Source organism: Streptomyces sp. G45, from assembly GCF_049542095.1.
Lineage (GTDB): Bacteria > Actinomycetota > Actinomycetes > Streptomycetales > Streptomycetaceae > Streptomyces.
In genome coordinates this window covers 2,012,034-2,033,857 of sequence record NZ_JBMUZU010000001.1, presented here as the reverse complement: position 1 = coordinate 2,033,857, position 21,824 = coordinate 2,012,034, and the positions used below count along the sequence as shown (strand labels likewise).

Sequence of the window (21,824 nt, the reverse complement as noted above, 5' to 3'; positions counted from 1 at the left end):
TTGGAGGGAACGACTGCTATGGCACAGCCCCCACAAGGGCCGACCGACGGCCCGTGTTCCACCCCGCCGGTACCTGACGGTGCCTCAACTCCCGTCTGCCACCCGGTCGACGAGAAGCTCCACCCCTCGCGGCTCGTCCCCGCGGCGCTCCAGCACATCGCCGCCATGTACGCGGGCGTCGTCACCCCTCCGCTCATCATCGGCCAGGCCGTCGGCCTGGACACCGCCGCCCAGACCCGGCTCATCGCGGCGAGCCTGCTGATCGCGGGCCTCGCCACGCTGCTCCAGACCCTCGGCGTCAAGGGCGTCGTCGGCAACCGCCTGCCGTTCGTCAACGCCGCCTCGTCCGCCGGGATCGCGCCGATCCTCGCCATCGCCGAGAACAGCGACAAGGGCCATCAACTCCCCGCCATCTACGGGGCGGTGATGGTCGCCGGGGTCTTCTGCCTGGCCGTCGGGCCGTTCTTCGGGCGGCTCCTGCGCTTCTTCCCGCCGCTGGTCACCGGAGTCGTCATCACCCTCATCGGCGTGACGCTCATGCCCGTCCCCGTCACCTGGGCGCAGGGCGGCAACAAGGAGGCGGAGGACTTCGGCGACATGCGCTACCTGGCGCTGGCCGCCTTCACCCTCGTCGTCATCCTCTGCTTCCAGCGGTTCGCCCGCGGCTTCTTCCGTCAAGTCGCCCTGCTCATGGGCCTGTTGATCGGTACGGTGGCGGCGATCCCGTTCGGCCTCGCCGACTTCTCCGCGCTCGGGTCCGCGCCCGTCGCGGCGCTGCCCACGCCCTTCGCGTCCGGCGCGCCGGAGTTCAACGCGGCGGCGATCCTCTCCCTGTGCATCGTGATGCTCGTCCTGATGACCGAGTCCAGCGCGGGCATGCTCGCCCTCGGCGAGATCTGCGAGCGCAGGACCGACGGCGCCACCATCACGCGCGGCCTGCGCACCGACGGCATCGCCACCCTCGTGGGGCCGGTCTTCGGCGGCTTCCCGACGTCGGCCTTCGCGCAGAACGTCGGCGTCGTGTCGCTGACGCGGGTGCGCAGCCGCTATGTCGTCGCCGTCGCGGGCGGCGCGCTGATCGTCCTCGGCGCCTTCCCGGTGCTCGGCGCGGTCGTCAGCCTGGTCCCCATGCCGGTCCTCGGCGGCGCGGGCATCGTGCTCTTCGGCTCCATCGCCGTCAGCGGCATCCGCACCCTGTCCCAGGCCGGGCTCGACGACAGCTCCAACATCGTCCTGGTCGCCGTGTCGCTCGGCGCGGGCATCATCCCGCTCGCCGCGCCCGCCTTCTACACCGACTTCCCGGCCTGGGCGCAGACCGTGCTCGGCTCCGGCATCAGCGCGGGCGCCCTCGTCGCCGTCTCGCTGAACCTGTTCTTCCACCACCTCGGCACCCGTGGCGGCGCGCCCAGCGAAGCCGCGGCACTCAAATCTCCCTAGGGTCCTGCCGTGCCCTCCCTCCGGCTCCCCGGGAGCAGGGGGACCCGTCCCGCCACTCACCCCAGAAGGGAAGCTCCATGGCACCTTCGGCAGCCCCTCAGCGCACCGTCATCGAGAACGTGGCCATCGCCACCGTCGACGCCGACGACACCGAGTACGCCTGCGGACACCTCGTCGTCGCGGGCGACCGGATCGAGTCCGTCGGCGCGGGGAAGGCCCCCGAGGGCCTCGCGGACGTCGGGCGCCGCGTCGACGGCACCGGCCACCTCGCGACCCCCGGCCTGATCAACACCCACCACCACTTCTACCAGTGGATCACCCGGGGCCTGGCCACCGACCACAACCTTTTCGACTGGCTGGTCGCGCTCTACCCGACGTGGGCCCGCATCGACGAGGACATGGTCCGCGCCGCCGCCCAGGGCTCCCTCGCCATGATGGCCCGCGGCGGCGTCACCACCGCCATGGACCACCACTACGTCTACCCGCAGGGCACCGGCGACCTCTCGGGCGCCATCATCGGCGCCGCCCGCGACATGGGCGTCCGCTTCACCCTGGCCCGCGGCTCCATGGACCGCGGCGAGAAGGACGGCGGACTGCCCCCGGACTTCGCCGTGGAGAGCCTGGACGCCGCGCTCGCCGCCACCGAGGAGACCGTCAACCAGCACCACGACGCCTCCTTCGGCTCCATGACGCAGGTCGCCGTCGCGCCCTGCTCCCCGTTCTCCGTCTCCACCGAACTCATGCGCCAGGCAGCGGAGTTGGCCCGCCGCCTCGGTGTACGGCTGCACACCCACGGCAGCGAGACGGTGGAGGAGGAGAAGTTCTGCCACGAGCTGTTCGGCATGGGCCCCACCGACTACTTCGCGTCGACGGGCTGGCTGGGCGACGACGTGTGGATGGCGCACTGCGTCCATATGAACGACGACGACATCGCCGCCTTCGCCCGCACCGGCACCGGCGTCGCCCACTGCCCCTCGTCCAACGCCCGGCTCGCCGCCGGGATCGCCCGCGTGCCCGACATGCTGGCCGCGGGCGTCCCCGTTGGCCTCGGCGTGGACGGCACCGCCTCCAACGAGTCCGGCGAACTTCACACCGAGCTGCGCAACGCCCTGCTCATCAACCGCCTCGGCGCCCACCGCCAAGCCGCCCTGACGGCCCGTCAGGCACTGCGCCTGGGCACGTACGGCGGCGCCCGGGTGCTCGGCCGGGCGGACCAGATCGGCTCGCTCGAAGCGGGCAAGCTCGCCGACCTGGTCCTGTGGAAGGTCGACGGCATCGGGCACGCCTCGATCGCCGACCCGGTCACCGCGCTGGTCTTCGGCGCCGCCGCGCCGGTCACCCTCTCCCTCGTCGGCGGCGAGCCGGTCGTCGAGCACGGCCGCCTGGTGCATGCCGACGAGGACGCCATCGCCCGCGCCACGCGGGACGAGGCCCGGCGACTGGCCCGCATCGCGGCCGGAAGCTGACCCCACGAGAACTCCGGTCAGGGGGACGGCCCCTGACCGGACTCAAGCAGCCGAGCGGGCCGCTTGAGTGCCGCCCCGGAACGTGGCCCGACGCCTCACGTTCCCGGGGCGGTGAGCACTGCCTGGGCGCACGACAACCGCATACCGAGCACGTCCGCACCACCTCCCAGAAGCGAAAAGCGCCCGCCACGGCGGGCGCTGGAAAACAACCGGAGGACCCACCGTGGCGAACACGCCCAGGTTCAGCAAGCAGCACCCCACCCCCGGAACGGCTCCCAGTCCCGGAGAGCCTGCCGCCGCGCCGACGGCGGCCAGGCATCCCGTCGACGAGACACTGCCGCCCCTGAAGATGGCGACGACGGGCCTCCAGCACGTCGCCGCCATGTACGCGGGCGTCGTCGCCCCGCCCCTGATCGTCGGCGCGGCCGTCGGCCTGTCCCCGAAGGAACTCACCTTCCTCACCGGCGCCTGCCTGTTCACGGCGGGCCTCGCCACCTTCCTCCAGACCCTCGGCGTCTGGAAGATCGGCGCCCGTCTGCCCTTCGTCAACGGCGTCACCTTCGCGGGCGTCGCCCCCATGATCGCGATCGTCGACTCCACCAAGGACAAGGACGACGCGCTGCCCGTCATCTTCGGCGCCGTCATCGTCGCGGGCCTCCTCGGCTTCCTCGCCGCCCCGTTCTTCTCCAAGGCCGTCCGCTTCTTCCCGCCCGTCGTCACGGGTACGGTCATCACCCTCATCGGCATCTCCCTGATGCCGGTCGCCTTCGGCTGGGCCCAGGGCCCGAACCCGGCGGCGGACGACTACGGCACGGGCAAGTACCTGGCCCTCGCGGGCATCACCCTGCTCATCGTGCTGCTGCTGCGCCGGTTCACCCGGGGCTTCGTGAAACAGATCGCGGTGCTGCTCGGCCTGGTCCTCGGCACGCTCGTGGCGATCCCGTTCGGCGTGACGGACTTCGCCCCGGTCACCGAGGCGGACGCCGTCGGCTTCCCGACGCCGTTCCACTTCGGCGCGCCCCAGTTCCAGGCGGCCGCCATCGTCTCCCTGTGCGTCGTCATGATCGTCTCCATGACGGAGTCCACCGCCGACATGCTGGCGCTCGGCGAGATCGTGGACCGCCCCGCCGACGAGCGGACCATCGCCGCGGGCCTGCGCGCCGACACCCTCGGCTCGGCGGTCAGCCCCCTGTTCAACGGGTTCATGTGCAGCGCGTTCGCCCAGAACATCGGCCTGGTCGCGATGACGAGGATCCGCAGCAGGTACGTCGTCGCCGTCGGCGGCGGCTTCCTCGTCCTGATGGGCCTGTGTCCGATGGCGGCCTCGCTGATCGCGGTCGTCCCCCGCCCGGTCCTCGGCGGCGCGGGCGTGGTCCTGTTCGGCTCGGTCGCCGCCAGCGGCATCCAGACCCTCGTCAAGGCGGGCCTGGAGAAGGACAACAACGTCCTGATCGTCGCGGTCTCCCTGGCCGTCGGCCTCATACCGATAGCGGAGCCGGAGTTCTACCACGCCTTCCCGGAGACCGCGAAGATCATCCTCGACTCGGGCATCTCCACGGGCTGTGTCGCCGCCGTCGTCCTGAACCTCCTCTTCAACCACCTGGGCAAGGGCCAGGAGGCGGACGAGGTGACGGCCCCCATGGAGCCGGGCGAGGACATCGCCGACACCCGGGCGATCTCCAGCCCGTCCGGCGTCTGAGGACGAGCGCGCCCGGGCGGCGGCCCGCTGGCCTGGGGAAGGGGCGGGCCCGGGGCGTCCCCCTCAGCCCACCCCCAGCAGCGCCTGCACCACCGGCTCGGGGTCGAGCGGCCCGATGTGCGAGGCGGCCGGGAAGTCCACCACCCGGAAGCGGTTCCCCGGCGTCCGCGCGTCCGCCTCCCTGACCATCCGGTCCTGGAGCGCGGGAGTGATGAGCCGGTCCCTGCCGAACCGCAGATACGTACGCGGCACCCGCCCCCAGGTCGCGGCCTCCCCGACGGCCCGGTCGTAGGCCACCCGGTCCGACTCGTCGGGCTGGAGCCCCGCGAGCACCCGCCGGAACGCCGCGTCCGGGTAGTCCGCGCACATCATCTCCTTGAACAGCGCCAGCGCCTTGGCGTCGCCCGTACGGAGGTTGAGCCGGACCACGCCGAGCACGGCGGGGTCGCCGACGACCAGCTTGTCGGGCACGACCGCGTCGGCGGCCTCCGGGGCGCCCATGCAGTCGGCGATGGTGGGCAGCGCCGGGCTCGGGCAGTACGCCGCCATGTACACCAGGTGCTCCAGGAGGTGGGGCACGGCGCTGGCGACGCGGCTGACGGAGACGCCGCCCATGCTGTGCCCGACGAGCACCACGCGCCCGTCACCGGCGGCGCGGCGCACCACCCGGGTCACGCGCCGCTCGAAGTCGTCGAGGCCGAGCCGCCCCAGCGGCGTGGGCTCGACGGCGAGCGCGTTCAGGTCCTGGGTCTGGTAGGCCGCCGGGAGGTATGCCTCGGTGCCGTGCAGCGGCTGGTCCACGGCGATGACGCGGTGCCCGCGCAGCGTCAGCTCCCGGGCGATCGCCGCCCAGAACGAACCGGCGCTGTTGGTGCCGTGCACCAGCACATACGTCCGGGGCCCGCGCCCTTGGCCCGCGGCGGTCCCGGCCGCCGCCCCGGCCAGGGCCGTGCCCCCGGCCACCGCTGTGATGCCCCGCAGTACTGTCCGCCTGTTGGTCATGGCGGGGAACGTAACTCCCGTGCGTGAAGGGGCGCAAGAGCCGCCCGTGGCCCCGCGCCCCCGTGCGTCACGCGCCGTCAGCGGCCGATGTGGAACGACTCGCCGTAGACCTTCCAGTCCAGCGGCGGGTTCAGGTTCAGGTTCCGCTTGTTGAGGAAGACCCGCTGGGCGGTGTCGACGCGGCTGGTGTCCTCGTGGGCCTCCTCCTGCTTCATCGCCCACACCCGGGCGTCGAGGAAGGCGTGCAGGTACTTCACCTCGTCGCCGCCCTGCGCCGGGGGCTTGGCGGAACGCAGGGCGCGCTTGCGGATGTTGGTGAAGCTGGTCTTGTCGGAGCCGTCGCCGTGCATGACGATCGCGTCGTAGTAGGCGAACTGGCCGAGGACGCCGATGCCGTCGGCCTTGCCCTGCTTGACGGCCGGGTTGAAGTACACGCGGTCGCGCTCGTCGTTCTGGGCCTGCTGGAAGGCGGGGTCCTGGGCGGCCTTCTTCCAGTCCTTGGTGAAGTTCGGGTCGAGGCCCGCGTGCGAGTCGGTGCCGTTCACGCGGCGCAGCGCGGGAAGGTACTTCTCCAGGACGTTGCCGGGCTTGCGCTCGGCGTACAGCTCGACCAGGTCGAGCATGTCGCCGGTGCCGGAACAGAAGCCGATGATCCCCGCGGTGTAGCCGCGCTTGTCGTTGATGTCCTCGATGTACTTGTACTGCGCCTTCCAGTCCAGCGAGGAGTTCTCCGCGCTGGAGACCAGCTTCATGGCGATTTCCTTCTTCGCCGGGTCGTCGAGCCCGGGGGCGGCGGCGCTCGCCGACTGGGTCGTCAGGAGCGGGCCCGCTATCAGGGCCGCGCCTATCAGGCCGATCAGGGCACGTCGCGAGGTGTGCGGGTGGGGGGTGCGCTGGGCGTGCAACGGGACCTCCAGAGAGGGGAGTTCAGGGTTCCGCGTCGATCGCGTTCTGATAGGAAGGTTTCCTACCAGAGATTCCGTGTGACGTATACCCGTCAAGCACCCGTCGAGTCCGGAACCGTTGGCGGGAATCACTCGCCGCGCTGCCCGATAACGAGCGGTCCAGCGCCCCACGGGGCCCCGGGAGCCCCGTGTACATGGCCGGACATCGCCCTAGTCGCTGCTCACGCTGGTCCGTACGATCCCAGCACCCTCAGCCGCCGCTCATCGCGCCCCGGCCCGTCGCGGCCCGGCGCGACGGCTGAGTCAGCTCCTCCCGCACCACTCCAGTTCCGCTCACAACCCCCACCTCGTGCCGCCGCGCCCTGCGCCGGTACGGCACGGGCACACACTGGATGGGAGAACACGACACATGTCCGCAGTACTGCTCGGAGGCGGCGCCCTCGCCGCCCTGCTGGCCGCGGGTCTGCCCGCGCAGAACCCGGCGGAGTTCAGCGACCCGCCGCCCGACAGGATCGAGATCCAGATAGCGACCGTGAACGGTTCGGGCTGCCCGAGAGGCACGGCCGCCGTCGCCGTGTCCCAGGACAACACCGCCTTCACGGTCACCTACAGCGACTACCTCGCGCAGGCCGGGGGCAACTCCGCGCCCACGGCGTTCCGCAAGAACTGCCAGCTCAGCCTGATCGTCCACGTGCCGCAGGGCTTCACGTACGCGATCGCCAGCGCCGACTACCGCGGCTTCGCCTCGCTCCAGCGCGGCGCCAAGGGCACCGAGAAGGCCTCGTACTACTTCCAGGGCTCCCCGGACACCGGCGCCAAGTCGCACGCCTTCACCGGGCCGGTGGCCGACAACTGGCAGGCCACCGACGAGACCGAGGTCACCCAGCTGGTCTGGGCGCCCTGCGGCAAGAAGCGCAACTTCAACATCAACACCGAGCTGCGCGTCGACCTCGGCAACTCCGACGCCAGCAAGACCAGCTTCATGACGATGGACTCCACCGACGGGGACATCAGCACCATCTACCGTGTGAAGTGGAAGGAGTGCCCGCGCTGACGCCCGCGCCGACCCGGCCCCACGAGGTGCTGACCCGAGCCGGGTGAGGAGGGCGCGTCTCCGGAGGGACCGGCGCCGCCGTCCGGAGACGCGTCACCTCACCCCCGCCGGCCCGCCAGCACGTCCCGCACCCGCTTCGCGATCGCGTACGTGTCCCCCTCGGGCCGCGTGGCGAGCCGCCCCGGCGCGCGGAGCCACCGCTCCTCGACCGCGTACCAGTCGATGTCCCGGGGCGCGCGGTCGCCGTCGAGGGCGGCGCGCAGCTCCGCGAAGTACGTGCGCCAGCGCAGCCGGTAGAGCCCGCCGACCAGGCCCGCCCACTCGCGGTTCGCGTAGTTGCTCAGGCCCGCGTCGGCCCCGGCGCGGGTGCCCCACACGGTGACCAGCGTCAGCTGGTCGTGGGCGAGCCGCTCGCGCTCGCGGGCGTCGGCGCCCCAGGCGCGCGCGTCGGCCACCCACCGCCCGAGCAGATGCCGGGAGTCGGTGGCCACCAGCTGGTCGAGCAGGTCGATCAGGCCGAGCCAGGTGCGGGTGAGCCGGTCGAAGCGGCCGGTGTCCCGCGCGTCGTACGCCGCCTTGATGTGCGGCAGCAGCACCCGGCTCCGGTTGGACAGGGCCTGCCGCGCCACGTCGAGCAGGTCCCGGCGGTAGGCCGTCGACGACCTCAACTCCCGCCGTACGGACAGCAGATGGCCGAGCGCGGGGGCGAACGCGTCGGGGTCGTAGCGTGACGCCTTCGGCGACCAGGAGGCCGCCGAGGCGGCCGTCAGCGAGGGTCGCGCGCCGAACAGGCCGTCCGCGCCCTCGGCCCAGCCGTCCGCGCGGGTGGTGCCGTAACAGGTGCGGCGCAGCACGTCCCAGGCGGCCGTGGCGTGCCGGTCGACACCCCCGTACCGGGACACGGCCCACTGCCCGAACCACTCCTTCAGGTCCAACTCGCCTGTCTGCCAAGGGAGTTCGGAGAACAGCTCGAACGCCGCCGGGTTGTCGTCGGCGGCCTCCGGCAGCAGCGAGATGCCGCGCAGCGCGCTGCCCTCCCTGGTGCGCCAGCGCTCGTACAGGGCGGCCCAGTCGGGGGTGTTGGCGCCGAGCGCGGTGTGTCCGCCGAAGTTCCAGATCGAGCCGAAGGTGTAGGGCGTCGCGCCCCAGTCGGACTCGCGGTCGGTGACGCGCGGATAGCGGTCGCTGAGCCCGTCGACGACGAGCGTGCGGGCGCGGTCCACGGCGTCGGTCAGCTCCTTCGGCGGGTTGTGCCGCCAGCCGAGGACGACCCAGACGGCGTCCGGGTGCGCGGCCCGCAGCGCCTTCTCGACACCCCGCGCCGCCTCGCCCACCGGTACGTCACCGGGTGTCCCGCCCTCGTGCAGCAGGTCCGCCTTGTACATCGTGGAGGGCCCGAACAGCTCGTCCTGCACGCGGTAGAAGGCGGCGGCGACCCGCGCGAACCACTCCGTGCGCGGATCCAGCCAGTCGGGCCGCGCGAAGCCCATCCAGCTGCCCTGCGGCACGGTCCGGGCGCCGGGGTTCCGCGCGGCGAAGCCCGGCGGGACGGTGCCGGAGCAGCCCGGGAGCACGGGCGTCATGCCCAGCTCGCGGAGCCGGTCGGCGATGCGCCGCCCGAGCCGGGCGCGGCGCGCCAGCAGCCGCCGTGACAGCGGGGGCGGGGCCGGGGGAACGACGCCATATTCTGCAGCAGCCACCACGGCTGGTGCGCCGGGGCGGGCAGCCAGGCCCGCAGCTCCGCGTCCCCGTACCCGAACTCCTGGAACACCCGGTGGTGGACGGCGTCCGCGCCGACGTACACCAGCACCTCGTTGTAGCCGTGCAGCGCGAGCACGTCCAGCTCGCGCTCCCAGTACGTCCAGTCGTGGTACGCGTTCGTGTAGCCGTCGTTGGTGTCGTTGAGGGCGAAGCGGTGGGGGACGTTGGCGCGGCGGGTGACGGGCGCGCCGGGAGCGGGCAGCGTCGTCGGCAGGTCGAGCTGGTGGCCCGCCCAGGTGACGTTGGCGCGCGCGGTGTGCTTCAGGTAGTGGTACAGGCCCTTGAGCTGCACGGCCGGGGTGGATCCGGCGATGACGACGGCGCCGCGCTCTCCTGAGACGCGGAAGGTGTCAGGGGGCCCGTCCGGCAGGGGCCTGAACGTGAGCTGGTCGGCGTGGCGGGGCAGCAGGCGCCGGGCGGCGGCCTCGGCGGCGCGCGGGGTCCCCCGGGGGGCCCGGGTGCTCCTGGGCGCGCTGTCGGGGGTGTGGCCGCCGGAGCAGGCCAGGGTCGCTCCGGCGGTCGCCGCGGCGGCCGCGGCCGCTCCGGCGAGGAGGGCGCGGCGGGGGAGTGGGGGCATGGGGGCTCCTTGCCGCTTCGCGGCTCGTCCTCAAACGCCGGACGGGCTGAAACTCTGCCGCGACCGGCAGGATCCAGCCCGTCCGGCGTTTGAGGACGAGGCCGAAGGCCGATGGGCGGGGGTGCCAGGGGGCGGAGCCCCCTGGTTTCGGTGAAGGGGCGGGTCTGGGGCGCCCCGCGACGGGCCGCACACCGCCCGCACCGCTCACAGCCTCTCCAGCGCCCCGTCCACCGTGGCGACGAGCACCTCCCGGTCATCCTGGACCCGGCCGAGCACACGCAGGCCGTAGTACGTGCTCTGCACGTGCCGGGCCAGGGCGCGGGCGTCGCGGTCCACCGGGATCTCGCCCGCCGCCTGGCCCTCGGCGACGACCGCGCGCACCTCGTCCTCGACGCGGCGGAAGTTGCGCCGCACGACCCGCCTGACGTCCGGGTCGAGCGCGGCCAGCTCGATCGCCGCGTTGATCGCGAAGCAGCCGCGCCGGTCGTCGGCGTCGAGATCGCTGTCGACGGAGTGCAGCATCATCGCGCGCAGCCGCTCCTTGGCTGTCCCCGGCCCCCGGAGCCGCTCGACCTGCTCGGCCGTGACGGTCTCGTAGTAGCGGTCGAGGGCCCGCAGATACAGCTCGCGCTTGCCGCCGAAGGTGTTGTACAGGCTGGAGGGGCCAAGGCCCGTGCTCTGGCACAGGTCCCGGGTGGAGGTGCCCTCGTACCCGTGGCGCCAGAAGGTCTCCATGGCGGCGGTGATGACGTGGTCCTCGTCGAACTGTCGTGGCCTGGCCATGCGCCGAGCCTACCCGTTTTGGAACACCTTCTCAAAACTCGTCCCGGCGTCCTGGGGGGCCGCCGTCGCCCGCTCCAGGCGCCCCGCCCACAGCGCCGCCGCGCACCCGAGCGCGGCCAGGCCCGCGCCGACCCAGGCCACCGACGTGTAGCCGTACCCGGCGTCGATGGTCAGGCCGCCCAGCATCGGCGCCAGCGTGTTGCCGACGTTGAACGCGGCCGTGTTGGTGGCGCCGACCAGCGTGGGCGCGTCCGGCGCGAGGGTGAACACCCGGGACTGGAGCGCCGGGTTGGTGACGTACCCGGCCGCGCCCAGCAGGAACACCAGGGCGATGACGACGGCGAGCGTCGTGTGCGCGGTCAGCGCGAGCGCCGCCGAGATCACCGCGAGCGCGGCGAGCCCCCAGCTCAGCGTCCCGACCGCGTGCGCCTGCGCGGTGCGCCCGCCGAGCAGCAGGCCCAGCATGCCGCCCGCCCCGAACAGGGCGAGCACGGCGGGCACCCAGCCCTCGCTCAGGCCGCTCTCGTCGGTGAGCAGCGACGCCAGATACGAGAACGTCACGATGACCGCGCCGAACGCGAAGCCCGTCACGGCGTACGACAGCCAGAGCTGCGGCCGTCGCATGCCGCGCAGTTCGGCGCGCACGGACGGCGCCTCCCGCGCGCCCCGCCCGCCCGGCACGGCGACCGCGGTGGCGGCCAGGCTGACGGCGGTCGCCGCCGCCACCGCCCAGAACGCGGCCCGCCAGCTCGCGGACTGGCTCAGCACCGTCCCCGCCGGGACGCCCACGATGGTCGCGAGCGTCAGGCCGCCCGCGACCAGCGCGACCGCCCGGCTCTTGGCCTCGCCCGGCACCAGCGCCACGGCCGTGGCCACCGCCACGCCCCAGAACCCCGCGTAGGCGAGGGCGCTGACGACCCGCGTCGCGAACAGCACGCCGTACCCCGGCGCGAGCGCGCCCACCACGTGTCCCGCGACGAACACGGCCTGGAGCAGCACCAGCGCCGTGCGGCGCGGCCAGCGCAGCGTCGCCACCGCGAGCAGCGGCGCGCCGACGACCATGCCGATCGCGAAGGCCGAGATGAGCAGCCCGGCGTCGGGTATGGACACGCCCAGGTCCTCGGACATGCCCGGCAGCAGCCCGGACAGCATGAACTCCGACGTCCCCTGGGTGAAGATGCCGAGCGCCAACACATAGACCGCGAGCGGCATGAGACCCCTCCCTCTGTTCCAGCGTTCCCGTTTTTTGAATCACTCGCTTCAGAACTCGGATGGACCCTAGCATGTTCTGAAGCGAGCGCTTCAAAACGAGTGAAGGGCGTTGCCGCGACCCGTGACGGACCCCCGGGTCGGCGCAACAATGCCCACGCCGTCACCTTCTCCCCACAGGAGGCACCATGAGGCACCGTCGGATCGTCGTCCGCTTACTGTGCGCCGCGCTCGTGGCCCTCGGCCCGCTCGCGGCGGCCCCCGGCGCCACCGCCGACACGACCGCCCAGGCGGTGGTGCGCGGCGGCGACCCGCTGTACCGCGGCGGCGGTGGTCGCTGCACCGTCGGCTTCAACGCCACCGACGGCAGGGACTTCTACGGGATCATGGACGGGCAGTGCGGCTCCGTCGGCACCCAGTGGTACGCCGACCCCCGCCTCACCATCCCGGTCGGCGTGACCGAGACGGCGGTCTTCCCCGGCAGCGACTACTCGCTGCTGCGCTACACCAACCGGGACGTCTCCTACCCCAGCGAGGTCAGGTACGGCTCCGGCGGCCTCCGCATCAACGACGCCGACCGGCCGGTCGTGGGCCAGCAGGTCTGCCGCACGGGCCCCACGACCGGCACGCACTGCGGGACCATTCAGTCCCTCAACAGCACGGTCACCTACCCGCAGGGCGTCGTGTACGGGCTCATCCGCACCAACGTCTGCGCCGAACCCGGCGACAGCGGCGGCCCCGCGTTCAGCGGCGACTCCGCCGTCGGCGTCCTCGTCGGCGGCAGCGGCAACTGCGCCTCGGGCGGCACGACGTTCTACCAGCCGGTGGCGCCGATCCTCAGCCGCCACGGCCTGCGCGTCGGGTACTAGGACCAGGCGGGTACCGCGTCAGGTACGACGCCGGGTCTTAGCGGTCGCCGCCGGGCCCGGCGCCGTGCGGTCGGCGCTCGCACAGGGCCGTCTCGACGGCGGCCTGGAGGTCGTCGCTCTGGGCGTCCGAGCTGCCCGGCCCGAGGTTCGCCATGGCCGTGGCCTGCCTGCCGTCGAGCGTCGCGCCGGCCGCCGTCTCGTAGCCGAAGATGTCGCCGGTGTGCCCCCAGTAGCGGCCGCCGCAGGGCAGGGGCCTGCTCTCCAGGCCCAGGCCGTACGCCCGGCCGTCGGCGTCGCCGGTCGGCCGGGTGTTCATCATCTGCCGCAGCTGGGCCCGGCGCAGCAGCCTGCCGCGCGTCAGCGCGCTCAGGAACCGGTTGTGGTCGCCGCCGCTGGAGATCATCGCCCCGCCCGCGCCCGCGACGGAGGGGTTGATGGCGGTGATGTCCCGCAGCGGTGCCTTCGGACCGGGCCGCACATAGCCGCGCGGGTGCGGTCCCGGGATCGCCGGGGAGTCGCCGGGGGCGGATGTGCCGCGCAGGCCGAGGGGGGTGATGACGCGTCGGCGGATCTCGTCGCGGTAGCTGTGCCCGGTCACCCTCTCGATGATCATCCCGGCGAGCAGATAGCCGGTGCTGGAGTAGCTCCAGCCGGTGCCCGGAGCGAAGGTCGGCGGGTGGGCGAGCGCGATGTCCACGAGATCGCGGGCGTCGTGGTGGGCGAGCGGGTCGTCCAGGACGTCCTGGGGCCTGAGGTGGTCGAGGACGTCGGGCACGCCGCTGGTGTGCTGGAGCAGCTGACGGACCGTGATCTTCCGCCCGTCGTTGCCATGTCCGCGTACAACGCCCGGCAGGTAGCGCTCCACGGGCGCGTCGAGGGCGACGCGCCGCTCGCCCACGAGCTGGAGCACCACCGTCGCCACGAACGGCTTGGTCAGGCTGCCGATCCGGAACCGGCTGTCCGGGCGCACCGGCGCCTGACTGCGCACGTCCGCGACCCCGCTGGTGAGCACGGTGGTGCCGCCGCGCCGGTCCTGTACGGCGGCGAGCGCGCCGGGAGCGCCGTCGACCGTGGTCAGGCGGTGCAGGAGGGCGCGGAGGCGGGGGTGGTCGGCGGTGGACGCGGCCGCCGCGGCGGTGTTCCGCCGCGGGGTCGCGTCGTCCGGCGGTGCGCTCAGCGCGACACCGGCCACCGCGGCCAGGGCGAGTAAACCCCCCGTCGCGTGCTTGTGCTTGATCACGTACTGGATCATGTGGGCCCCCTGGTCGTGGGACGGGCACGGGGGCGGGCGTGCCCGCCGTGCGGTGTCCCACGATGGCCGGGGAGGGCGGGGCGCCGCGATGGGGTGATCGTCCGGGCCGCGGTGGGGTTAACCCCCGCCGTCCCGGCTACAGGCCGAGGACGCGCGGGTCCGACGCCAGCGCCCTGAAGTACTCCTTGGGGTCCGGGACCATCTTGCGCGCCTTCAGGTCGAGCAGCCCGCCCACGCCGGTGAGCGTCGCGGACACCGTCCCGTCGGCCTTCGTGACGACCTGCTCGATGGTGAACGTCCGGCCCTCGCCCCACACGAACGCGCAGGACACCGTGACCTCGTCGCCCGCGCGCAGCTCGCTGCGGTAGCGGATCGTGTTCTCCAGCGCCACGGGGCCGACGCCCTTGGAGAGCAGCGCCTCCTGCGAGATGCCCGCCTCGCGCAGGACCGACCAGCGCGCGTGCTCCGCGTACTGGAGGTAGACGGCCTGGTTGAGGTGGCCCTGCGAGTCCGTCTCGTATCCACGGACGGTGATGCTGACGGAGTACGGCTCCTGCGACACGGCTTCCCCTAGTGGCTATGGGTTCTGGTGCAACGCTCAACGGTTGTGCGATCTACGGCATTCCTCGCCCGCCTCGCTCCGTGCCGGGTCCCCGGATCATCCTCGCCCGCCTCGCTCCGTGCCGGGTCCCCGGATCATCCTCGCCCGCCTCGCTCCGTGCCGGGTCCCCGAATCTCCTCGCTCGCCCCCGCCCGCGCCGGGTTCCGCCCGTCGTCTCAGAGCCGCTTCGGTGAGGCCAGCACGTAGCGCTGACCGGAGCGGGTGTCGCCGTGCTCGCTGATCTGCCAGCCCGCGCGCTCCAGGACCGCGCCGCAGGCCCGGACGCCCTCCGGGGTCGGCTCGTGCACCGCCACCGCGTCCAACTGGGCCGTGGCCGTGACCCGGTAGCCCGCGGCGCCGGGGCTCGCGGGGGTGCGGCCCGCGGCCTCCAGGGCTATCGCCACCGCCTGCGCCTGGTGCGTGCGCTCCCAGGGGCAAGGCCTGTCCCGGGCGGCGCCCGGGTTGGTCATGCGGCGTATCTCCAGCAGGCCCTGCCAGGCGGCCCGCACCTCGCGGGAGCGCTGCGCCGGGTCCTCCCCGGCGGGGGGCCGCTCGGTGCCCGTGCGGGCCGTGAAGACGCCCGGCGTGGGCTCGGCCGGGGCCGTCTGAGGTGGGGCGGTGGGGGGCGTCTCGCGGACGCGGTGGCCCGCGGGGGTGAGGAAGTAGGCGTGGGGCGGGCGGGGGTGGCGGAAGGCGAGGCGCTGGCGTGCCAGGGCGGTGAGCTGGGTCTCCGGGCCCGTCAGGCGGCCCGTGGCCGGGTCCGCGGCCTCGATGATGCGTCGCTGCGCTGCCGTTGGCTTGGGCATGGGGCCATGGTGCCGCGTGCCACTGACAGTCGGGCCCTGCCGGGTGGACCCCAGGCCCGCCCCTTCACCGGAACCAGGGGGCTGCCGCCCCCGGCACCCCCGCCTTCCTTGCCGCTGCGCGGCTCGTCCTCACGCGCCGGGCGGGTGGAGGTTCCACGTCGCCACCACCGGGTGGCCGTGCTCCACGCTGAGTCTGCTGACCGTGCCCGTGGCCAGTTGGAAGAGGGCGCCCGCGGACGGGGGAAGGCCCAGGCGCCGGGCGGCGAGGACGCGGAGGAAGTGGCCGTGGGCGAAGAGGAGGACGCTGCCCTCGGTGTTGGCCAGGGCCGCGTCGACCTTGGCCAGCATCCGGTCGGCGCGGGCGCCGACCTGCTCCGGGGACTCGCCGGGGTGCTCGGGCGGCCCGGGGGCGACGCCGTCCCTGAACAGGAACCAGTCGGGGCGGTCCCGGTGGATCTCCACCGTGGTCACGCCCTCGTACGCCCCGTAGTCCCACTCGGTCAGGTCCTCGTCCACGCGGGCGTGGGGGAACCCGGCGAGCGCCGCCGTCTCGCGCGCCCGCTCGCGGGGGCTGCTGAAGACGGCGTCCACCCGGTACCGGCCGAGCAGCGGGCCGAGCGAACGGGCCTGCTCACGGCCGTGCTCCGTGAGCGGGATCTCGGTGAAGCTGGTGTGCTGGCCCGTTAGGGCCCACTCGGTCTCGCCGTGCCGGACCAGAAGAAGATCACCCATGATCGCGATCTTCGCACGCCGGTTCCGCCCATGTATACGAAGTACATAGGCATGGGGCCGTCCGCCTGGGATAGCGATGCTTGCAAGCCTTCCCCCATGGCAATCGAAGGGTATGCATCGTGCATCCGGCTCAGGAGTTCGGCGACAACCCTGTTGACGTGCGAGAAACCGGCCACTACACCGAGGAATACGTGCCCAGCTTCGTCGAGAAGTGGGACGCCCTGATCGACTGGGAGAAGCGCGCGGAGAGCGAGGGCGACTTCTTCATCGACCTGCTCCGACGGCGCGGCGTCAAGAGCGTCCTGGACGTCGCGACCGGCACCGGCTTCCACTCCGTGCGGCTGCTGGCCGCCGGGTTCGACACCACCAGCGCGGACGGCAGCGCCGAGATGCTGGCCGTCGCCTTCGAGAACGGCATGAAGAAGGGCGACCACGTGCTGCGCGTCGTGCACGCGGACTGGCGCTGGCTCAACCGCGACGTGCACGGCGAGTTCGACGCCGTCGTCTGCCTCGGCAACTCCTTCACCCACATCTTCTCGGAGCGCGACCGCCGCAGGGCGCTCGCCGAGTTCTACGGGATGCTCAAGCACGACGGCGTCCTCGTCCTCGACCAGCGCAACTACGACGCGATCCTCGACGACGGCTACACCAGCAGACACAAGTACTACTACTGCGGGGAAGACGTCAGCGTGGAGCCCGAGTACGTCGACGACGGCCTGGTCCGGATGCGCTACCACTTCCCGGACGACTCGGTCTACCACCTCAACATGTATCCGCTGCGCAAGGACTACACCCGCCGCCTCATGGCCGAGGTGGGCTTCCAGCACATCGAGACATACGGCGACTTCCAGCACACCTACCGGGGAGAGCAGCCCGACTTCTTCGTGCACGTCGCCGAGAAGGCCTACCGCCGCGAGGGCGCCCTCGGCGCCGACGCCCCCTACTCCGGGGCCGCCACCGTCGCCCGCGACTACTACAACTCCTCCGACGCCGACACCTTCTACGCCCGCGTGTGGGGCGGCGAGGACATCCACATCGGCCTGTACGAGGACCCCCGCGAACCCATCGCCGAGGCCAGCCGCCGCACCGTCCGGCACATGGCGGCCAAGCTAGGCCTCACCCCGGAGTCCCTGGTCCTCGACCTGGGCTCCGGCTACGGCGGCTCCGCCCGGTTCCTCGCCGAGACCTACGGCTGCCGCGTCCTCGCCCTCAACCTCAGCGAGGTCGAGAACCGCCGCCACCGCGCGCTCAACGCCGCCCGGGGGCTCAGCGACCGCATCGAGGTCGTCGACGGCTCCTTCGAGGACATCCCGTACCCCGACGACCAGGTCGACGTCATCTGGTCGCAGGACGCCTTCCTGCACAGCGGCAGCCGCACCCGCGTCCTGGAGGAGGCGGCCCGGGTGCTGCGGCCCGGCGGGCACCTCGTCTTCACCGACCCCATGGCCACCGACGGCTGTCCCGCCGACGTGCTGCGGCCCATCCTGGACCGCATCCACCTCGACGCCATGGGCTCGCCCGGCTTCTACGCCCGCGAACTCGCCCGGCTCGGCTTCACCCCCGTCACCGACGGCTTCGAGGAGCACCGCGAGCACCTGGTCACGCACTACGCGCGCGTCCGCGAGGAGACCGAGCGCCAGGAGGCGCGAGGCCTCGCCGACGAGGTCAGCGAGGCCTACCTCACGGCGATGAAGGCGGGCCTCACCCGCTGGGTCGACGGCGGCCGCGACGGCCATCTGACCTGGGGGATCTTCCACTACCGGTACGAGGGGAGAGGGTCCGGGAGCTGACACCTGGCGGCGGGCTAGCGGCCGAGCCGACCCCCGCCGAACGCGCCCGTGCCGTCCGCCTGCTTCCACCACGCCTCCAGGGACGCCTGGTCCAGGGACCGCCAGTCGGGGGTCTCCTGGACCAGGGCGCGCCCCAGGCGGCGCCCCAGGTCGACGATCGTGCGGCCCGCGACGGCACGGTCCACGTCGTACGACTCCAGGGCGTCGGGCCAGGTCGTGGCCGTGGTGATGGCCGACTCCAGGACCGTCGCGTCCTGGAGCGCCTTCACCGCGCCCGCGCCCGTGTGCGGGCGCGCCACCGTCGCCGCGTCGCCCGCGAGCAGCACCCGGCCCTGCGCGTAGCGCGGCGCCGTGAAGTCGTACATCGGCTGGAGGAACAGCTCCTCCGGCGTGGTCCGCCGCACCACTTCGCCCCAGTACGGCGGCAGCAACTCCTCGGCCACGTACGCCAGATGGGCGCTGAGCGCGTCCGTGAGGCCGCCCGGCGGCAGGCTCGTCGGCGTGGCGAAGCCCAGCTCCGCGGACAGCTCCGGGGGCGGGGCCGTGTACAGCACCCAGTTGACGCGGTGGCCGCCGGTGCCGTCGGGGATGCGGTAGATGATCGCGTGGCCGCCCGCGAAGACCGCGTACACGCAGTCCTCCGCCGACCACAGCTCCGGGTCGGCCAGGCGCTGCTCGGGGTAGGCGCCGCGCCACGCCAGATAGCCCGCGTACCGCGCGGCGAGGCCCGGGTAGGCGGCCTCGCGCACCACCGAGCGGTAGCCGTCGGCGCCGACGACCACGTCGAACCGCTCGGTGCCGTCGTCCGTCTCCACCGCCGCGCCGCCCGGACAGGGCCGCACCCCGGACACCGTGACGCCGGTGCGGAAGTCCACCGTCTCCGGCACCCGGCGCCGCAACTCGCTCCACAGCGGGCCCCAGTTGTAGGTGCGGAACGGGAAGGGCAGCACCCCGATCTCGTGCCCGCGCGCGTCCGGCGCCGCGTCGTCGCGCACGTACCAGCGCCGTCTGACCAGCTGGACCCAGGGCATGTCGGCGTCCAGATAGCCCGCCGACTCCAGTTCCGCGTAACGGGAGTTGTGCACGGCGAGGCCGACGCCCCGGTCCGCGAGGCGGCCCGCCGCCCGCTCGTACACCGTGATCTCGTCCGCGCCGCCCCGGTGCGCCGCGAGCGCCGCCGCGCACCCCGCGACGCTGCCGCCGACGACGGCCACCCTGCCCGAATGCATCATCGCGCCATCCTGGCAGGGCGAGTGACGTCCTGTCATGACCGAGCGTCAGCGCAGGGACACACCGCGCCCGGCGAAGAACGGCTCGAACTCGGCGAGCGGGAGCGCCGCCGCGCGCGTGGGCGCGTCGATGCCCGACGGGTTGTGGAAGTGCAGGCCCCCGTCCGCCGTGCGCGCCGTGACCAGCACCAGGTGCCCGCCCCGGCCGGGCGCGGGCCGCTTCGGGCGGCGGATCTCGAAGTGCACGGACGCGATGACCGTCCGCCCGTCGTCGAGGAGTCCGCCGATCTCGTCGAGGTCCAGGTGCCGGTGGACGGTGGCCTCGCGGCCATGTGCCTCGCGCACGTACTGAGCGAAGGGGGCGTAGACCAGGCCGTGGATCTCGCCGTCCGCGTCCTCGGTGTACGCCCCGTACTTCAGGGCGCCGTCGCGCAGTTCGAACAGCGAGGGCGCGTGAGGGCCGAGCGCCATCCGCAGACAGGTGAGCCCGCACAGGTGGCCGCACCAGCGCGCGTAGTCGTCGACGGTGGCGGCGCCCGACGTGCGCCAGGCCGGGTCGTCGGCCCGGTCGTGGCCCTCGTACACGATCCTCGCCACCAGGTCGGGCGAGGCGAACTGGGTCAGAACGGGAACCCGGCACGTCGGGCAGAGGGCCATGCGCTCGCCTCCTACTGGCGGTAGCCGCTCAGGAAGCGGCCGATGCGGCTGATCGCCGCGTCGAGGTCGTCAGCGTACGGGAGCGTCAGGATCCGGAAGTGGTCGGGGCGCGGCCAGTTGAAGCCGGTGCCCTGGACGACCTGGATCTTCTCCTGGAGCAGCAGGTCGAGGACGAACTTCTCGTCGTCGTGGACGGGGTGCACCTGCGGGTCCAGGCGCGCGAACGCGTACAGGGCGCCCTGGGGCTTGACGCAGGACACGCCGGGGATCTCGTTGAGCTTCTGCCAGGCGCGGTCGCGCTGCTCGCGCAGGCGGCCGCCGGGCGCGGTCAGCTCGTGGATGGACTGGCGGCCGCCGAGCGCGGCCTGGATCGCGTACTGGGCGGGCGCGTTGGCGCACAGCCGCATGGAGGCCAGCGTCGTCAGGCCCTCCAGATAGTCCTTCGCGTGCTGCTTGGGCCCGCTGACCAGGAGCCAGCCGGAGCGGAAGCCCGCCACGCGGTAGGTCTTGGACAGGCCGCAGAAGGTGAGGACCACCAGGTCGGGGGCGAGGGCGGCGACGCTGTGGTGCACCGCATCGTCGTACAGGATCTGGTCGTAGATCTCGTCGGCGAAGACCATCAGGCCGTGGCGGCGGGCCAGGTCGAGCATGCCCTCCAGGACCTCGCGGGGGTAGACCGCGCCCGTCGGGTTGTTCGGGTTGATGATGACCAGGGCCTTGGTGCGGTCGGTGATCTTCGACGCCAGGTCGTCGAGGTCCGGGTACCAGTCGGCCTGCTCGTCGCACAGGTAGTGCACGGCCTTGCCTCCGGAGAGGGTGGTCACGGCCGTCCACAGGGGGAAGTCCGGGGCGGGGATGAGGACTTCGTCGCCGTCTTCGAGGAGCGCCTGCACGGCCATGGTGACCAGCTCGGACACGCCGTTGCCGAGGAAGACGTCGTCCACGCCGATGTCGTCGACGCCGAGCGCCTGGTAGCGCTGCACCACCGCGCGCCGCGCGGACAGGACGCCGCGCGAGTCCGTGTACCCGTGCGCCCGGGGCAGCATCCGGATCATGTCCTGGACGATCTCCTCGGGCGCCTCGAAGCCGAAGAGCGCGGGGTTGCCCGTGTTCAGGCGCAGCACGCTGTGGCCCGCCTCCTCCAGGGCGTTGGCGTGCTCGATGACCGGGCCCCGGATCTCGTAACAGACCTCGCTGAGCTTGCTGGACTGCCGGAACTCCATGCGGTGTGCCTCCCGTGGCGTGCGTTCCTTGGTTTTACCAAGCTGGAGCTTGGAAAGTCCAACAACTTGTCTAGACTGCGACGCATGCCATATCGACCGCGCCGTAGCTACGACCAGTTCTGTGCCGCCGCCCGCGCCCTCGACGCCGTCGGGGACCGCTGGACCCTGCTGATCGTCCGGGAGCTGCTCGTCGGGCCGCGCCGCTACACCGATCTGCACGCCGACCTGCCGGGCGTGAGCACGGACGTGCTCGCCTCCCGCCTGAAGGACATGGAGCAGGCCGGGCTCACCACGCGGCGCAAGCTGCCGCCGCCCGCCTCCGCGTACGTCTACGAACTCACCGACCGGGGGCGGGAGTTGCTGCCCGTCCTGCGGGCGCTCGCCGCGTGGGGCGCGCCGGACCTGGCCGAGCGGCGCCCCACGGACGCCGTGCGCGCGCACTGGTTCGCGCTGCCGCTGCTCGACGCCGTCGGCGCCGAGGAGGGGGTGCTCGACGTGCGGCTCGAGGAGGGGGAGTTCCACGTGCGGGTGCGGGGCGGGGACGTGTCGTACGGGGACGGGCCCGCGCCGGAGGCGGCGGACGCGCGGATGGTGCTGGACGCGGGGACCGCCGTGGAGGTGGGGCGGGGGGTGCTCAGCGTCTCCGACGGGGTGCGGGGCGGGCGGATCGCCGTGAGCGGGGAGGGCGCGTTGGCCAAGGCGTTGCGGGCGGGGTGAGGGGCGGGACCGGGGCCCTCGCGGGGCGCCCCAGGCCCGCCCCTTCACCGGAACC

General features: G+C 72.9%; 18 protein-coding genes and 1 pseudogene. 7 read left to right on the top strand and 12 right to left on the bottom strand.

The features are described 5' to 3' along the window. The first annotated feature begins 18 nt into the window (after positions 1 to 18). The 3 genes from ACOBQU_RS08180 to ACOBQU_RS08170 all read left to right on the top strand — a co-directional run bounded on the left by ACOBQU_RS08180 (position 19) and on the right by ACOBQU_RS08170 (position 4,602). Positions 19 to 1,437, top strand: a complete 1,419-nt coding sequence (locus ACOBQU_RS08180; protein WP_423625342.1) for a nucleobase:cation symporter-2 family protein — start codon at positions 19 to 21, stop codon at positions 1,435 to 1,437. A gap of 77 nt (positions 1,438 to 1,514) precedes the next feature. Further along, on the top strand, positions 1,515 to 2,903 hold the full coding sequence (locus ACOBQU_RS08175) for an 8-oxoguanine deaminase (RefSeq protein ID WP_423625340.1): 1,389 nt from the start codon (positions 1,515 to 1,517) through the stop codon (positions 2,901 to 2,903). Positions 2,904 to 3,252: 349 nt separating this feature from the next. Next, positions 3,253 to 4,602, top strand: a complete 1,350-nt coding sequence (locus ACOBQU_RS08170; RefSeq protein WP_423634336.1) for a nucleobase:cation symporter-2 family protein — start codon at positions 3,253 to 3,255, stop codon at positions 4,600 to 4,602. 63 nt (positions 4,603 to 4,665) lie between these two features. On the opposite strand, the gene ACOBQU_RS08165 is transcribed toward ACOBQU_RS08170, so the two are convergent. Continuing rightward, a complete protein-coding gene (locus ACOBQU_RS08165; RefSeq protein WP_423625338.1) occupies positions 4,666 to 5,604 on the bottom strand; it encodes an alpha/beta fold hydrolase in 939 nt (312 codons plus the stop codon). A 77-nt stretch (positions 5,605 to 5,681) separates the two neighbouring features. Next, a complete protein-coding gene (locus ACOBQU_RS08160; RefSeq protein ID WP_423625336.1) occupies positions 5,682 to 6,509 on the bottom strand; it encodes a chitosanase in 828 nt (275 codons plus the stop codon). A 409-nt stretch (positions 6,510 to 6,918) separates the two neighbouring features. Here ACOBQU_RS08160 and ACOBQU_RS08155 point away from each other — a divergent pair, with 409 nt between their 5' ends. Continuing rightward, positions 6,919 to 7,563, top strand: a complete 645-nt coding sequence (locus tag ACOBQU_RS08155; RefSeq protein ID WP_423625334.1) for a DUF4360 domain-containing protein — start codon at positions 6,919 to 6,921, stop codon at positions 7,561 to 7,563. Between the two features lie 98 nt (positions 7,564 to 7,661). On the opposite strand, the pseudogene ACOBQU_RS08150 reads toward ACOBQU_RS08155, so the two are convergent. The 3 genes and pseudogenes from ACOBQU_RS08150 to ACOBQU_RS08140 all read right to left on the bottom strand — a co-directional run bounded on the left by ACOBQU_RS08150 (position 7,662) and on the right by ACOBQU_RS08140 (position 11,896). Further along, positions 7,662 to 9,901: pseudogene (locus ACOBQU_RS08150) on the bottom strand (alpha-N-acetylglucosaminidase). Between the two features lie 204 nt (positions 9,902 to 10,105). Continuing rightward, the gene (locus ACOBQU_RS08145) at positions 10,106 to 10,684 is read right to left on the bottom strand and encodes a TetR/AcrR family transcriptional regulator (protein ID WP_423625332.1); all 579 of its coding nucleotides are present in this window, start codon (positions 10,682 to 10,684) and stop codon (positions 10,106 to 10,108) included. Positions 10,685 to 10,693: 9 nt separating this feature from the next. Continuing rightward, a complete protein-coding gene (locus tag ACOBQU_RS08140) occupies positions 10,694 to 11,896 on the bottom strand; it encodes a Cmx/CmrA family chloramphenicol efflux MFS transporter (protein WP_423625330.1) in 1,203 nt (400 codons plus the stop codon). A gap of 185 nt (positions 11,897 to 12,081) precedes the next feature. Between ACOBQU_RS08140 and ACOBQU_RS08135 the strand changes: the two genes are divergently transcribed. Next, positions 12,082 to 12,762 carry a S1 family peptidase gene (locus ACOBQU_RS08135; RefSeq protein WP_423625328.1) on the top strand — a complete coding sequence of 227 codons (681 nt, stop codon included), beginning with the start codon at positions 12,082 to 12,084 and terminating at the stop codon, positions 12,760 to 12,762. A gap of 37 nt (positions 12,763 to 12,799) precedes the next feature. On the opposite strand, the gene ACOBQU_RS08130 is transcribed toward ACOBQU_RS08135, so the two are convergent. From ACOBQU_RS08130 to ACOBQU_RS08115, 4 genes are all read right to left on the bottom strand, one after another. Next, on the bottom strand, positions 12,800 to 14,014 hold the full coding sequence (locus ACOBQU_RS08130) for a serine hydrolase domain-containing protein (protein ID WP_423625326.1): 1,215 nt from the start codon (positions 14,012 to 14,014) through the stop codon (positions 12,800 to 12,802). Positions 14,015 to 14,150: 136 nt separating this feature from the next. Then, positions 14,151 to 14,576: an acyl-CoA thioesterase gene (locus tag ACOBQU_RS08125; protein ID WP_423625324.1), complete on the bottom strand. Its 426-nt coding sequence runs from the start codon at positions 14,574 to 14,576 to the stop codon at positions 14,151 to 14,153. A 215-nt stretch (positions 14,577 to 14,791) separates the two neighbouring features. Further along, the gene (locus ACOBQU_RS08120; RefSeq protein ID WP_423625322.1) at positions 14,792 to 15,421 is read right to left on the bottom strand and encodes a hypothetical protein; all 630 of its coding nucleotides are present in this window, start codon (positions 15,419 to 15,421) and stop codon (positions 14,792 to 14,794) included. Positions 15,422 to 15,550: 129 nt separating this feature from the next. Beyond that, a complete protein-coding gene (locus tag ACOBQU_RS08115; RefSeq protein WP_423625320.1) occupies positions 15,551 to 16,153 on the bottom strand; it encodes a histidine phosphatase family protein in 603 nt (200 codons plus the stop codon). 158 nt (positions 16,154 to 16,311) lie between these two features. On the opposite strand from ACOBQU_RS08115, the gene ACOBQU_RS08110 reads away from it, so the two are divergent. Continuing rightward, a complete protein-coding gene (locus tag ACOBQU_RS08110) occupies positions 16,312 to 17,943 on the top strand; it encodes a methyltransferase domain-containing protein (protein WP_423625318.1) in 1,632 nt (543 codons plus the stop codon). 14 nt (positions 17,944 to 17,957) lie between these two features. On the opposite strand, the gene ACOBQU_RS08105 is transcribed toward ACOBQU_RS08110, so the two are convergent. Genes ACOBQU_RS08105 through ACOBQU_RS08095 form a run of 3 tightly spaced genes read right to left on the bottom strand, consistent with a single transcriptional unit; the run spans position 17,958 to position 21,052 of the window. Further along, positions 17,958 to 19,172 (bottom strand): FAD-dependent monooxygenase, encoded by a 1,215-nt coding sequence (locus tag ACOBQU_RS08105; protein WP_423634334.1) that lies wholly within the window; start codon positions 19,170 to 19,172, stop codon positions 17,958 to 17,960. 48 nt (positions 19,173 to 19,220) lie between these two features. Beyond that, positions 19,221 to 19,829 carry a C39 family peptidase gene (locus tag ACOBQU_RS08100; protein ID WP_423625317.1) on the bottom strand — a complete coding sequence of 203 codons (609 nt, stop codon included), beginning with the start codon at positions 19,827 to 19,829 and terminating at the stop codon, positions 19,221 to 19,223. Positions 19,830 to 19,840: 11 nt separating this feature from the next. Then, positions 19,841 to 21,052, bottom strand: a complete 1,212-nt coding sequence (locus tag ACOBQU_RS08095) for a pyridoxal phosphate-dependent aminotransferase (protein WP_423625315.1) — start codon at positions 21,050 to 21,052, stop codon at positions 19,841 to 19,843. A gap of 84 nt (positions 21,053 to 21,136) precedes the next feature. On the opposite strand from ACOBQU_RS08095, the gene ACOBQU_RS08090 reads away from it, so the two are divergent. Next, the gene (locus ACOBQU_RS08090; RefSeq protein WP_423625314.1) at positions 21,137 to 21,769 is read left to right on the top strand and encodes a winged helix-turn-helix transcriptional regulator; all 633 of its coding nucleotides are present in this window, start codon (positions 21,137 to 21,139) and stop codon (positions 21,767 to 21,769) included. Positions 21,770 to 21,824: the final 55 nt, after the last annotated feature.